Consider the following 15,139-nt stretch of genomic DNA (forward strand, 5'->3'; position numbering starts at 1 on the left):
TTAGTTGATTTTTGTTTCAAATCCATCAATACTTACAGAATTCTTTTCTGTCCAATATTGTTCAATTTTTTCTTGTCCTTGTTTTTGAGCCCAGTCTTTTAAAACAGTTCTATCTTCCTTATAATCCATAAAAGGAACCGCATATCCGCAAGAAGTTTGAACTAGATCCACTTGCATTTCTATAATTTGTCTAGATCCAGGAGTTGTTGGGAATAAATCTATAAATTCTTGATATTCTTTATCTCTAGGGTGATACATTTTAGCGGTACCATAGAGTCTTAAAATCATAGGTTTTCCTTCAAAGGCACAAAACATAATGGTCATTCTATCATTTTTTAATAAATGAGCAGCCGTTTCGTTTCCGCTACCAGTTAAGTTTAACCAAACAATTTTGTTTTGATGAATTACCCTAAAAGCATCCATTCCTTTAGGAGATACATTTACGTTTCCTGTTTCTGCTGCCGTACCTACAAAAAATATTTTTTGATTTTTTATAAAATCTTGTAGATCAGGAGCTATTTCTGTGAATTTTTTTCCCATTTGTTTGATGATTAAAAGTATCCTAGTGTTGAGGATATTATCTGTATTAATGTTTGTTCTTAAATGATTTCTTTCACTATTTGGAGTAGCTTGTAAAATATTTTATAACAACTGTTTGGCAATTATATCAGCTATTTTGGCTGCTCCTTCTTTGTTAGGGTGAATTTTATCAGGAAACATTGCAGCATCATTTTTTAAAGGAGTATAAAGATCTATTAAATCAACTTTGGTTTTTTTAGCAATTTTTTTAATTCTAGGAATTATTTTAGAGACCAATACTTTATTGGTTATTTTAAAATTTCCTGGAAATGCAGGTACAGGTAAACAAATATAAATTTTAGGTTTAGAAGGAAGTTCTTTAAAAATATTGATCAATTCAACATAGTTGTCCACAAACTCTTTTTTGAATTTTATATTGTCAGGTTTGGTATCGTTGGTTCCTAGTTTGATAATTACAATATCCGGATTAGCGTTTATAGCGTTATTAAACTCCTTTTGATTCCAATAAGGTTTGTTTCCTTTTTTTAATAGGGTAGATCCGCTATTCCCAAAGTTTTCAACTAACCATTCATTTCCCAATAAATTTTGTAATTGAGCAGGATAAGAGTTTTCTTCTCTGTTTTCTATTCTTGCTCCAAAAGTAATGCTGTCACCAATACAAGCTACTTTTTTTTGAGCAAAGACATTGATGTTAAATATTAATATGGCACTAATGATGAATAGTTGTTTTTTTAAAAGAATCATATGTTTAGTTTAAGCCTTTCAAATATAAAAAAAGCCTCTTATTAATAAGAGGCTTAAAGTGTTATTTAGAAGTTTTTTTTATTAAAAAGGAACATCATCATCATCGTCTGGAGTTACAGGAGCATCAAAAGCATCTGCTGGATTGATACTGCTAGATAAATCGTTAAAACTACTGTTCATAGAAGATTCTAGTTGACCTCCAAAATCATCTTCTAAATCAGAGAATTTTGCTAAATGACCTGTAAATTTTAATCTAATATTGTCTAATCCACCGTTACGATGTTTGGCAACAATAAATTCTCCTTGACCTTCACATGGGCTATGATCATCATCATCCCATTCAGTCATTCCATAATATTCTGGACGGAAAATAAATGATACAATATCTGCATCTTGCTCAATCGCTCCAGATTCACGTAAATCGGATAATAAAGGACGTTTACTACCTCCACGAGTTTCTACCGAACGAGATAACTGAGACAGTGCAATTACAGGAATGTGTAATTCTTTTGCTAAGGCTTTAAGGTTACGAGAAATCATAGAAATTTCTTGTTCACGGTTTCCTCCAGCCGCTCCACCGGCAGTCATCAGCTGCAAGTAGTCAATTACAATAACTTTAATATCGTGTTGCGATTTTAACCTTCGAGCTTTTGCACGTAAATCAAAAATAGATAACGAAGGTGTATCATCAATAAAAATAGGAGCTTCGGATAAGTTTTTAACTTTTACGTTTAATTGTTCCCACTCATGCGGTTCTAGGGTTCCTTTTCTTAATTTTTCTGAAGACAAACCTGTTTCCGAAGAAATCATACGGGTAATTAGCTGTACAGATGACATCTCTAAAGAGAATACGGCAACTCCGTGACCAAAATCGATAGCCATGTTTTTAGCCATAGAAATTACAAAGGCGGTTTTACCCATACCCGGACGTGCTGCAATAATAATTAAATCCGAAGGTTGCCAACCAGAAGTTAAGGCATCTAATTTGGTAAATCCGGTAGCAAATCCAGACATTCCTTCTCTACCTCCTAATTCTTCAATTTTCTTTAGGGCTTGTCTTACTAAAGAGTCTGAGGTTTCAGAACTCTTTTTTAAGTTTCCTTGGGTAACCTCAAAGAATTTGGTTTCTGCCATGTCTAGTAAATCAAAAACATCGGCAGTTTCATCATATGATTGTTCAATAATTTCACTAGAAATAGTAATCAATTGGCGTTGAATGTATTTCTGTAAAATAATACGAGCGTGGAATTCAATATGGGCTGATGAAGAAACTTTTTGAGTCAATCCAATCAGGTAAAAATCACCCCCAACCATATTCAGTTTTCCATCCTTTTTTAATTGGTTAGAAACTGTTAATAAGTCAATAGGTTCAGAGTTTTGGAACAAAGTATGAATAGCAGCATAAATAGCTTGATGTTGCTCTTTGTAAAAAGCATCAGGGTGCAAAATATCAATAACGGTATCAATACCTTTTTTGTCAATCATCATGGCTCCAAGTGCAGCTTCTTCCATATCTACTGCTTGTGGAGGAATTTTTCCATGTGCTAAATTGATGATTTTACTCTTGTCAATTTTTTTTCCCGAAAAGCTTTTTGTTTGTTCCATAGAAGAGCAAATTTAATCGATATTCTGATTTTTTAATAAAAAAATGAAAGTTAATTTCTGAACAAAATCTGTTAACAACTTTTTATTTTGTTGATAAGTTTTTAGGAATCTAGCCTAAGCAATACACACAGCGTTTTTTTATTAAAAACTTCATTATATTTTAATAAAAACAACCCTTTACAAAGTGTATTTTAGCAAAAAGAAATAAAAGTAAAAAACATGGATTTATCTAAAGTAAAACTAATTGTTTCCGATATGGACGGAACCTTATTAAATTCCCAACATCAAGTAAGCAGTTTGTTTTTTGAGCAATTTGAAATCTTAAAGGCTAATAACATAAAATTTGTAGCGGCAAGCGGAAGACAGTATCACAGTATTTTAGATAAATTAAAAAGTATTAAAGAGGATATTACTATTGTAGCCGAAAATGGTGCTTATGTAATGGAAAATGAGCAAGAGTTATTTGTAAATGCTATAGAGGAGAAAGACATCAAACAGTTGATAAAAGTAGCACAGCAAATACCCAATACACATATTATTCTTTGTGGTAAAAAGAGGGCTTATTTTTTAAAAGACTCAGGAACATTTAAAAATATTGTAACAGAATATTATAGTGAGTATGAGTTGATAGATACTTTTGAGGAATTACCTAAGGATGACTTTTTAAAGATTGCCTTATGTCACTACGATGGTTCCGAAGCGAATATATATCCTTACTTAAAAAATATAGAAGGAGAGTGGCAAATTAAGGTTTCGGGAGAGTTGTGGGTAGATATAGCTTTGCCAGCAAATCACAAAGGAAATGCTTTGGAGCGCATACAAGAGCAATATGGAATTACTGATGAGGAAACAATGGCTTTTGGTGATTATCAAAACGATGTTGAAATGTTAAAAAAAGCAAAGTTTAGTTTTGCTATGGAAAACGCTCATCCGGATGTAAAGAAAATTGCTAATTATGGAACGTTATCTAATAATCATTTTGGAGTAGAATCTGTTTTGAAACAGTTGATAGAAGGATTTTAGTATTTTCGCATCAAATTAAAATAAACATGCACAAGCAAATTAGTAGTGTTCAAAATAGTATCATTAAATCTTTGGTGGTTCTTGGTGAAAAATCAAAAGCACGAAAACAATCGGGAACCTTTATTGTTGAAGGTAGAAGAGAGTTAGGTTTGGCTATGCAAGGAGGATATCAAATTCAACAAGTATTTTATTACAAAGCATTGTTACCTCAAGATTTTGATCTTAACCAATTTGCTGCAAACGAATATATTGAGGTTAGTAAAGAAGTGTATGAGAAAATTGCTTATAGAGCCACTACCGAAGGGGTTTTAGCAGTGGTTAAAGACAAATCTTTAGCACTAAAAGATTTAAAATTTAACACCCAAACACCATTAATTATGGTGGCAGAAGCTCCAGAAAAACCAGGAAATATAGGGGCTATATTAAGAACTGCCGATGCTGCTAATGTAGATGCTGTTTTAATTGCGAACCCTAAAACAGATATGTTTAATCCGAACATTATTCGTTCAAGTGTAGGATGTTTGTTTACTACACAAATTGCGACAGGAACTACACAAGAAATTTTAGAATATCTAAAAAAAGAAAATATCGCAACTTATGCTGCGGCTTTAAAAGAAGATTCAGAATATTACCATGAGCAAGATTTTACCAAAGCAACGGCCTTAGTAGTAGGTACAGAGGCAGTGGGACTTTCTGATGAGTGGTTAAACAATGCCAATAAAAAAATTATCATTCCTATGTTAGGGAAAATAGATTCTATGAATGTATCTGTAGCGGCAGGGATTTTAATGTACGAAGCTAAAAGGCAACGTAATTTTAAGTAAAAGTATTGAGTAAAGAGGAGTTAAGAATACAGTAGTTAAGGATTTGTAACATAGTAAAGTAAAAAAATCGTAGTTCTTTAACCAACAACCAACAACCAACAACCAACAACCAACAACCAAAATATGACAGGAAGTATTTTATTTATCATTATCATCGCTTTAATTGTGATCAATTTTATCAAAGATGAAATCATCAGTTTTGTAAATGCACAACATTTTAACGATCCTATTCCTAAAGAGTTGAGTGATGTTTATGATGCAGAAGCTTATGAAAAATCACAATCGTATAAAATGGCAAACTATCAGTTTTCAACCCTTTCGGGCTTGTTTACCTTTATTATTACTTTGTTGTTCTTTTTATTAGATGGAGTAGCATTATTAGAACATTGGTCTTTACAAATCACCTCAAATAGTTTGTTACAAACACTTGTGTTTTTTGGAATTATAGGTTTGGTTAGTTCTATTATTCAAATTCCATTTGGTTACTATCATACTTTTGTTATTGAAGAGAAGTTTGGATTTAACAAAAGCACTAAAAAATTATTTGTGATTGATAAGATTAAAGGATTGTTAATGACTTTGGTGTTAGGAGGTGGATTATTGTTGTTAATTACTTGGTTGTATAGTAAAATGGAGCAAAATTTTTGGTGGTATGCCTGGTTAGTTTTCTCGGTGTTTACCGTTTTTTTAACCATGTTTTACTCAAGTTTAATAGTGCCTTTGTTTAATAAGCAAACACCTTTAGAAGAAGGAACTTTAAAAGATAAATTAAAATCTTATGCAGCCGATCAGGGTTTTAAATTAGCTAATATTTATGTGATAGACGGATCTAAACGATCTACCAAAGCCAATGCATATTTTACAGGTTTTGGACCTAAAAAAAGAATTGTATTGTACGATACTTTGGTGAATGATTTAAGCGAAGAAGAAATTGTAGCCGTATTTGCACACGAAGTTGGGCATTACAAAAGAAAACACACTACTTTTAATATGATAGCATCTTTGTGTTTAACAGGATTTACGTTATTTATTTTAGGTAAATTATTAGGAAATCCATTGTTAGCAGATGCTTTTGGAGTGGAGCGTAGTAGTTTTCATATAGGAATGTTGGCTTTTGGAATTTTGTACAGCCCTATTTCAGAAATTACAGGGGTTATTATGAATATGATTTCTAGAAAATTTGAGTATCAAGCAGATGATTTTGCTAAAGAAACTTATGAGGGAAAACATTTAATTTCTTCTCTTAAAAAATTGTCTAAAAACAGTTTAAGTAATTTAACTCCACATAAATGGAATGTGTTTTTTCACTATTCACATCCAACCTTATTACAACGAATATTGAATTTAAAAAAATAGTCGTTTTTCTCTTAAAAAACAGTATATTTATTAAGAAGATACATAGCAATTTACTGATGGTATTTTAAAAATGCCATCGGTATTTTTGTTTAAAAAATAATCGGTTTATGGGCTATATAATTGATGCAGAAGCGGAAAATAAAGAAATTACGCGCAGGTATAAAGATCTTTTAAAAGATAGCTATCAGTATTTATCAGATGATGATAAAAAATTGATACGTAAAGCTTTTGATGTAGCTGTAGAAGCACATAGTGAGCAACGAAGAAAAACAGGAGAGCCTTATATTTATCATCCTATTGCAGTAGCTAAATTGGTTGCTGTAGAAATAGGGTTGGGCGCAGTGTCTATTGCTGCTGCCTTGTTACACGATGTTGTAGAAGATACCGATTACACCATAGAAGATATGGAGCGTTTGTTTGGTGAGAAAATTGCCAAAATTGTAAACGGGTTGACAAAGATTTCTAGAATGAGTAAAGACCAAATGGCTTCTATTCAGGCAGAAAACTTTCGTAAAATGTTGCTAACGCTAAATGATGATGTTCGTGTTATTTTAATAAAAATTGCAGATCGTTTACACAATATGCAAACGATGGATGCAATGCCACCACATAAGCAAGTTAAGATAGCCTCAGAAACTTTATATATATATGCTCCTTTGGCTCATCGTTTAGGGTTGTTTAACATCAAAAGTGAGTTAGAAGATTTAGGTTTAAAATATACTGAGCCAGAAGTTTATAATTCTATAGCTCAAAAAATCATTGCGAATAAGGACAATCAGTTAGATTATATAGAAAATTTTTCTTCTAAAATTAGTGAAGCTTTAGAAAGACAAGGATTTAATTTTGAAATTAAAGGAAGAACTAAATCTATTTTTTCTATCCGTAAAAAAATGCTTTCTCAAGGAGTAAAGTACGAAGAGGTTTACGATAAGTTTGCCATTCGTATTATATATGATTCCGTAGGAGAAAACGAAAAATTTGATGCTTGGAAAATATATTCTATTGTTACAGATAATTATAGACCTAATCCTAGTCGTTTAAGAGATTGGATTTCTCAACCTAAAACAACAGGGTACGAAGCTTTACATATTACTGTAATGGGGCCAGAAGGGCGTTGGGTAGAAGTACAGGTTCGTTCTAAAAGAATGAATGAGATTGCAGAAAAAGGATATGCTGCTCATTTTAAATATAAGCAAGGAGATATTAACGAAAGTGGTTTAGAATCTTGGTTAAATAAATTAAAAGATACTTTAGAGAATCACAGTATGAATGCTGTGGATTTTGTAGAAGATTTTAAATTAAACTTATATTCTAAAGAAATCTTTTTGTTTACTCCTAAAGGAGATATTAAATCTTTGCCAAAAGGAGCCTCTGCTTTAGATTTTGCTTTTAGTATTCACACAGATGTAGGTCTAAAATGTAGAGGAGTAAAAGTAAACGGTAAGTTAACTCCGCTAGACAGGGTATTAAATAGTGGTGATCAGGTAGAGGTGATTACATCCGAAAATCAAAAACCATCAGAACGTTGGTTAACTTTTGTTGTTACAGCCAGAGCGAGAACAAAAATCCGTCAAGCCTTAAAAGAAGAGGAAAGAAAAGTAGCTGATTACGGACGTGAAGTTTTAAGAAGAAAATTACGTCATTTAAAAATTGAGCCAACAGACAAGAATTTAGGCTCAATGGTTAACTATTTTAAGCTTAAAACAACTTTTGATTTATTTTATAGAGTAGGAGTTGGAACGATAGACAATACGCAAATAAGAAATTTTGCAAATCAGCAAACCAGTGCTTTTGCCAAATTGTTCCGTAGAACAAAATCTGATCCATCTAAAATAGAAAAGAAAGAAGTATTGTCTACCAATTATGATATGCTTCTGTTTGGAAATGATAACGAGCGTTTAGAATATACCTTGTCTAAATGTTGTAATCCAATTCCGGGAGATAAAGTTTTTGGTTTTTTAACAGTAAATGAGGGAATCAAAATTCATAAAAACAATTGTCCAAACGCCATCAGTATGCAGTCTAATTATGCCTACAGAATTATGAAGGCCAATTGGGTAGATTCAACCAAACAAGAGTTTAAAGTAACCTTAAGCATTACAGGTGAGGATAGCGCCGGAATGCTAGGAAATATAACAAGAGTTATTTCTAATAACAATCAAGTAAACATTAATAGTTTAAGTATTTCTGGAGACGGAAGCTTGTTCGAAGGAAAATTTACAATTACTGTTAATAACAAAAGTAAACTAAAAAAAATAACAGGGCAGTTACAAGGTGTAAAAGGGGTGAAGCGTATAAAACGTATTATTTAAAAAAAAGCCCTTATTTTTAACAAGATAAAACAAATAAAAGTATAAATTTGCATCTTGCTGTTTTTAAACAACAACCTAGTCATGGATACTAAAGAGAAAAATCAAGAAATCGTTAAAAATGTGTTTGTTAAGTTTTTAGAAACTAACAAGCATCGTAAAACACCCGAACGTTTTGCTATTTTACAAGAGATTTATGATTTAGAAGAACATTTTGATATTGAATCTTTATACATCAATATGAAAAACAAAAAGTATCGTGTAAGTAGAGCAACACTTTACAATACTATTGAGTTGTTATTAGAATGTGGATTGGTTAGAAGACATCAGTTTGGACAAAACCAAGCACATTACGAAAAAAGTTTTTTTGACAAGCAGCACGATCATTTGATTTTAGACAATGGTGAAGTAGTGGAGTTTTGCGACCCAAGAATACAAACCATAAAGAAAACAATAGAAGACGTATTTAACGTAGAGATTCATAAACACTCTCTATATTTTTACGGAACCAAGAAAGAAAATTAGAATTATACATTTAGAAAGCAAAATGGCGGTAGATTTATTATTAGGCTTGCAGTGGGGTGATGAAGGTAAAGGAAAAATAGTTGATGTTTTAACTCAAAACTACAATTTAATATCTCGTTTTCAAGGAGGTCCAAATGCAGGACACACTTTGATTTTTGATGGGTACAAACATGTTTTACACACAATTCCTTCTGGAATATTCCATAAAGATGCTGTAAATGTTGTTGGTAACGGAGTGGTAATAGACCCTGTTATTTTTAACAAGGAAATTGAAAACTTATCTCAGTTTGATATTGACTTCAAGAATGTGTTATTAATTTCTAGAAAAGCACACTTAATTTTACCAACTCACCGTTTGTTAGATGCTGCATCTGAAAAAGCAAAAGGTAAAGATAAAATTGGTTCTACTTTAAAAGGTATTGGTCCAACTTATATGGATAAAACAGGACGTAATGGTATGCGTGTTGGAGATCTTGAGTTAGAGAACTGGAAAGAAATTTTTGAAACCTTAACTCAAAAGCACATTAACATGTTAGATTTCTACAATGTAGAATTAGAATATGATTTGGATGCTTTAAGAGAAGAATTTTTTGCTAGTGTAGCAGAATTAAGAAAATTAACTTTTATTGATAGTGAAGAGTACTTACACCAAGCTATTAAAAATAATAAAACCATTTTAGCCGAAGGAGCACAAGGTTCTTTGTTAGATGTTGACTTTGGAACTTATCCATTTGTAACTTCATCTAATACTACAGCAGCAGGTGCTTGTACTGGTTTAGGAATTGCACCTAACCAAATTGGTGAGGTTTATGGAATTTTTAAAGCTTATACTACTCGTGTAGGTTCTGGACCTTTCCCAACAGAATTATTTGATGAAGATGGAGCTACAATGGCTAAAGTTGGTCATGAGTTTGGAGCTACTACTGGTCGTGCACGTAGATGTGGATGGTTAGATATGGTTGCTTTAAAGTATGCTTGTCAAGTAAACGGAGTTACACAATTAAATATGATGAAGGCTGATGTATTATCAGGTTTTAAAACATTAAAAGTGTGTACTGCTTATGAATATAAAGGAGAAGTTATAGAACATTTCCCATATAATATTGAGCCAGAAAATGTAAAGCCTATTTATACTGAAATTCCAGGTTGGCAAGAAGACTTAACTGGAATGACTTCAGAAGATCAATTACCACAGGCTTTATTAGACTATATTGACTTTATTGAAAAAGGAACAGGTATTAAAATTACGATTGTTTCTGTAGGACCAGATAGAAAACAAACTATTGAAAGATAGTTTTAAACTTATATAATAAAAAGCCTCATCATTTTTTTGATGAGGTTTTTTTATTTATACATATTAAGTTGTAAGGTTAACGTTTTTATAAAGAATTAATATAAATAGAGCTGGCGATTTTAATGTATTTAGAAAGTCATTTTTGATTTAAAGTTTATCACAATTTTTTTATTGTTATTATTATAATAATTGTTCGGAAATTTATGGAATAGTAGTAAAATAGGGCGTTTTTTAATAAAATGAGTATTATTTTAAAGGTTTTGAATGATAAATTATAATTTTTCGGATTGAAATATTGTTAATTTGACTAACAAACTAAACTTTAATTAACTAAAACTTTTTTTATGAAAAAAACATTAAAAATTTTATCATTAGCACTTTTTGCGATTTCGTTTGCAAGTGCACAAACGGTAGGTGATACCTACACAGTAGGAGATTATGCTTACGAAGTTACAAGTGTAGCTCCTAATGAGGCGAAAGTAACAGGTTTTTCAGGTGCTTCGGTTTCATCAGTTGTGATTCCATCAACTGCTGAAGATACAGGTACTTCTACTACATATAGTGTGGTAGCAGTTGGAGCTAATGCTTTTGAAAGTGATGCAACTATTACAACTGTTAGTTTACCATCAAGTGTAACTACTTTGGAGGAGTTTGCATTCGGAACTGTATCTAATTTAACAACCATTAACCTAGATGATGTTGAAGTATTAGCCCTTAAAGCTTTTGTAGTTTGTGGTTCTTTGTCTGATGTTGGTAGTATGGAGAAAGTAATTAGCATTGGAGACTATTGTTTTAACAGATGTACATCTATTACTGAATATACATTTTCTTCTACGTTAACTACTATTGGTACAGGAGCTATTTACAATTCAAGTGGTAATACTTTGCCAAATGTCGGGCCTGAAACGATTAATATTCCAAGCTCTGTAACAAGCATTGGAAATCTTAACTTAGGTGGATATGGTAATTTAGATGCTATTCAGGTAAATTGGACAACACCTTATAGTGCTGCAATTACTAATTTTGTTAGATATAAAGATCATTCAACCATTAAATTATTTGTTCCAGATGGGACATTAGCAGCATATGAAGCTAGTGCCGTATGGGGTGGTTTTGATGTTGTAGAAGGTACTTTAGCAGACTACGTTCCTGTTTTAACAGTTGGAGATGGGTTTACCGTTGGAGATTATAACTATACAATTACATCTCAAAGCCCTTATGAGGCGGAAGTAGCTGGAACCACAAATGCATCTTTAGCAGCAATAGTTGTTTCTTCTTCTGTTGTATATGGAGATGATACATATTCAGTAACAGCTATTGGAACTGATGCTTTTAAGGAAAATACAACTATTACTTCTGTTTCACTACCAAGTTCTGTTACTAAAATTGGTGAATCTGCTTTTTTACAAGCAACTAATTTAGCAACCATAAATACAGAGAATATTACAGAAATTGAAACCTCTGGATTAAGAGAAACGGGTGTTTCTAGTCTAGATTTATCAAATTTAGTAACTTCGGGGTCTAACTGTTTAAGCCGTAACTATGGTTTAACAAGCTTAGATTTACCAGCAATACAAGAATTAGGAACTTATGTTTTTGTATTTAACAATAACATCACAAGTATTAAGTTGGGAGCCTCTGCAACTACTTTTTATAATACTTCTTTTAGTGGATTACCAGGTTTAACATCTTTAGAGATGGCTGCAGAAACACCACCTACGTTACCAACACAAACACAAAGTCAGTCTACTACTTTGTCAAATGTTACGTTAATTGCTCCAACATCTGCTTCGGCAACAGCATATAGTAATGCTTCAGGGTGGAGTGACTTTGGAACGTTTACAGAAGCTGGTAGTTTAAGTAATGAACTTATTTCTGCTGCAGAATTTAATGTTTACCCTAACCCAGTAGAAGATGTAGTTACAATTCAGAATGTAGATGTTATTTCAGCATCAATTATAGGTGTTACAGGTAAAGTTGTTTTATCTGCAACTACAAATACTGTAGATTTATCTTCTTTATCTTCTGGAGTTTACTTATTAAAAGTTACTACAGATAATAATATTTATGTTGAGAGAATTATTAAAAAGTAAATAATTATTTTTAATATATTAAAGTCCGTATCAGTAATTACTGATACGGACTTTTTTTATAGAATAAACTTATATTCAATAGCACAACAAACATTTCTGTAATAAATGGAATAGAGTATCTTTGTTTACGTATGAAAATATCAATTAAACACCAATTATTGTTTTTGCTTATTCCTTTTTTAGGAATGGCTCAAGCTAGTAGAATAAAAGTGCTACACGCCAATCAAACTTATGCAGATCAAAAGCAATATCCAAATGCTTTGGTCTTAAACGGTGAAGTTCGCGTGTCACATCAAGGAGCTTTAATGACTTGTAAAAAAGCTTTGTACTATAGGCAAGAAAATAGATTATACGCCTATGGTGATGTTGTAATTAATCAAGGAGATACCATTAGGCAGTATAGCGATCATTTACAATACGATGGTGACTCTCAAAAAGCACTGTCTTGGGGAACTGTAAAAGTTAAGGATAAAGATATGATCTTAACTACAGATACTCTTCATTTTAATAGAGCAACCCAAGTATTGAGTTATGATTGTTTTGGGAAAATTGTGAATAAAGAAAATACTTTGACTAGTCAAATTGGGGAGTATTTTGCCAATGATAAAAAACTAACTGCTAAACAAAATGTAAAAGTTGTCAATCCAGATATGGATTTAAAAACAGGGCATTTAGATTATTATACAGAAACAGGTAAATCATATTTGTATGGGCCTTCTACTATTAATAATAAGGAGAGTGATTTGTATACAGAAAGAGGTATATATGATACCAGATTATCTTTAGGCTATTTGTTAAAAAACTCAGTGATTTATCATCAAGACAACGAAATTAAAGGAGATAGTCTATATTACAATCAAGCCAATGATTTTGCTTCGGGTACAGGAAATTTAATCATTACAGATACTGTAAACAAAATTGTGGTTAAAGGTGATTATGGAGAAATTTATAGAAGAAAAGATTCTATGATTGTTTATAAAAGACCATTGGCTATTTCTATTATAGATAAAGATTCAATGTACATTCATGGAGATACAATATCTGTTACAGGAAAAGAAAACAATAAATTGATGAAAGTTTATCATCATGTAAAGTTTTTTAAATCGGATTTAAGTGGAAAATGCGATTCCTTGGTAACCCATCAAGAAGAAGGAGTTACAGAATTATTTACCAATCCTATTTTATGGTCAGAAGAAAATCAAATTACAGGAGATAGTATTCGTTTGTTAAGTGATAAAGTCACCAAAAAATTAGATTCTTTAAAGATTATCAAGCATGCATTTATTGTTCAAAAAGATAGTGTAAAAGGATATAATCAAATTAAAGGGAAAGACATGTTTGGAAAGTTTATAGAACAAAAACTGTCTACACTTTTGGTAAAAGGAAATGGAGCTGTAATTAATTACGCTAGGAGCGAAGAAACTAAAGAATTAACAGCTATCATGAAAATGGAATGCAGTAATATTCTTTTTTCTTTAAAGGATAATAAAATGGAAACCATCAAGTTTTTAAAAATGCCAGAAGGGAAAACTTATCCGCCCTCGCAATTTCCAGAAGATCAAGCTTTGCTAAAAGGATTTATTTGGAGGGGTAGTGAGCGTCCGCTAAACAAAGAAGATATTTTTATTCATGACTAATTTAAGAGAAGATTTTTTTAAACATCAAGCACAAACATCTCCTCATCCATTAATGATAGAGGTTGCTAGTGCAAAAGGTTCTTATGTGTATGATGTACAAGGCAAGGCTTATTTAGATTTTATCGCTGGGGTTTCTGCCAATAGTTTAGGACACAATCATCCTAAAGTTTCTAAAGCCATCAAAGATCAAGTAGATACTTATACTCATGTAATGGTTTATGGAGAATTTGTACAACAACCACAAACAGAACTTTGTAAGCTTTTGGTTGATTTATTACCCCAAAACTTGAATTCTGTGTATTTGGTTAACTCTGGAACAGAAGCCACGGAGGGAGCTTTAAAATTAGCCAAAAGAGTCACCAAAAGATCAGAGGTGATAGCCGCTAAAAATGCTTATCATGGAAATACACAAGGATCTATGAGTGTTTGTGGTGCAGAAGTGCAAAACCGGGCTTTTAGACCTTTAATTCCGGGAACCAAATTTATTACCTATAACAAAGTAGAAGATTTGTCTAAAATCACCACAGATACTGCTGCGGTAATTTTGGAGACCATACAAGGAGGAGCAGGGTTTATAGTATCTCAAAATGGTTATTTAGAAAAAGTTCGTAAAAGATGTGATGAGGTTGGAGCATTGTTGATTTTGGATGAAATACAATCAGGAATAGGGAGAACAGGAACTTTTTTTGGTTTTGAACAATACAATTGTGTTCCAGACATAGTGATTACAGGAAAAGGTTTGGGAGGAGGAATGCCAATAGGAGCTTTTATTAGTAGTTATGAGCATATGAGTTTGTTAAAACAAAATCCTATGTTAGGACATGTAACTACTTTTGGAGGACATCCTGTTATTGCTGCTGCCGCTTTGGCAACAGTTAAAGAAATTACAGAAACCAACTTAATGCAAGAGGCTTTGCGTAAAGAACAATTGATTAAAGATTGTTTACAGCACTCCGCTATCAAAGAAATTAGAGGAAAAGGACTAATGTTGGCTTTAATGATGGGAAATGCCACTATAGCAGCGGACCTTGTTTTAAAATGTATGGACGAAGGTTTATTGTTGTTCTTTTTGTTGTTTGAAAAGAGAGCAGTAAGAATTAGTCCACCACTAACCATTTCTGACGAGGAAATTAAATTAGGTTGTGCTAAAATATTAAAGGTTATTGATGAGATTACCGCATAAAAAAAG

General features: G+C 32.0%; 12 protein-coding genes. 9 read left to right on the plus strand and 3 right to left on the minus strand.

Features of this window, described 5'->3' with window-relative positions:
• The 3 genes from AXE80_RS02455 to dnaB form a co-directional block, all read right to left on the minus strand.
• Complete coding sequence (locus AXE80_RS02455; RefSeq protein WP_068824317.1) at nt 1-540, minus strand: pyridoxamine 5'-phosphate oxidase family protein; 540 nt, start codon at nt 538-540, stop codon at nt 1-3.
• A 102-nt stretch (nt 541-642) separates the two neighbouring features.
• Nucleotides 643-1,284, minus strand: coding sequence for a GDSL-type esterase/lipase family protein (locus AXE80_RS02460; RefSeq protein WP_068824318.1), 642 nt, complete (start codon nt 1,282-1,284; stop codon nt 643-645).
• An 81-nt stretch (nt 1,285-1,365) separates the two neighbouring features.
• Nucleotides 1,366-2,889 (minus strand): replicative DNA helicase, encoded by a 1,524-nt coding sequence (dnaB, locus tag AXE80_RS02465; protein WP_068824319.1) that lies wholly within the window; start codon nt 2,887-2,889, stop codon nt 1,366-1,368.
• A gap of 219 nt (nt 2,890-3,108) precedes the next feature.
• On the opposite strand from dnaB, the gene AXE80_RS02470 reads away from it, so the two are divergent.
• From AXE80_RS02470 to AXE80_RS02510, 9 genes are all read left to right on the plus strand, one after another.
• Nucleotides 3,109-3,912, plus strand: coding sequence for an HAD family hydrolase (locus tag AXE80_RS02470; protein WP_068824320.1), 804 nt, complete (start codon nt 3,109-3,111; stop codon nt 3,910-3,912).
• Between the two features lie 26 nt (nt 3,913-3,938).
• Complete coding sequence (locus AXE80_RS02475; RefSeq protein ID WP_068824321.1) at nt 3,939-4,736, plus strand: TrmH family RNA methyltransferase; 798 nt, start codon at nt 3,939-3,941, stop codon at nt 4,734-4,736.
• 123 nt (nt 4,737-4,859) lie between these two features.
• Nucleotides 4,860-6,092, plus strand: a complete 1,233-nt coding sequence (locus AXE80_RS02480; RefSeq protein ID WP_068824322.1) for a M48 family metallopeptidase — start codon at nt 4,860-4,862, stop codon at nt 6,090-6,092.
• Between the two features lie 107 nt (nt 6,093-6,199).
• Entirely contained in the window at nt 6,200-8,404 is a 2,205-nt protein-coding gene (locus AXE80_RS02485) for a RelA/SpoT family protein (protein WP_068824323.1), read from the plus strand.
• Between the two features lie 81 nt (nt 8,405-8,485).
• Nucleotides 8,486-8,926 carry a Fur family transcriptional regulator gene (locus tag AXE80_RS02490; protein ID WP_068824324.1) on the plus strand — a complete coding sequence of 147 codons (441 nt, stop codon included), beginning with the start codon at nt 8,486-8,488 and terminating at the stop codon, nt 8,924-8,926.
• A 22-nt stretch (nt 8,927-8,948) separates the two neighbouring features.
• Entirely contained in the window at nt 8,949-10,220 is a 1,272-nt protein-coding gene (locus AXE80_RS02495; protein WP_068824325.1) for an adenylosuccinate synthase, read from the plus strand.
• Nucleotides 10,221-10,564: 344 nt separating this feature from the next.
• The gene (locus AXE80_RS02500; protein ID WP_068824326.1) at nt 10,565-12,313 is read left to right on the plus strand and encodes a leucine-rich repeat domain-containing protein; all 1,749 of its coding nucleotides are present in this window, start codon (nt 10,565-10,567) and stop codon (nt 12,311-12,313) included.
• Nucleotides 12,314-12,444: 131 nt separating this feature from the next.
• Nucleotides 12,445-13,950 (plus strand): OstA-like protein, encoded by a 1,506-nt coding sequence (locus AXE80_RS02505; RefSeq protein WP_068824327.1) that lies wholly within the window; start codon nt 12,445-12,447, stop codon nt 13,948-13,950.
• Nucleotides 13,943-15,133, plus strand: coding sequence for an aspartate aminotransferase family protein (locus AXE80_RS02510; protein WP_068824328.1), 1,191 nt, complete (start codon nt 13,943-13,945; stop codon nt 15,131-15,133). The genes AXE80_RS02505 and AXE80_RS02510 overlap by 8 nt, the downstream gene beginning before the upstream one ends.
• The last annotated feature ends 6 nt before the right edge of the window (nt 15,134-15,139 follow it).

Source organism: Wenyingzhuangia fucanilytica (genome assembly GCF_001697185.1).
In the GTDB taxonomy this organism is placed as follows: Bacteria; Bacteroidota; Bacteroidia; order Flavobacteriales; family Flavobacteriaceae; genus Wenyingzhuangia; species Wenyingzhuangia fucanilytica.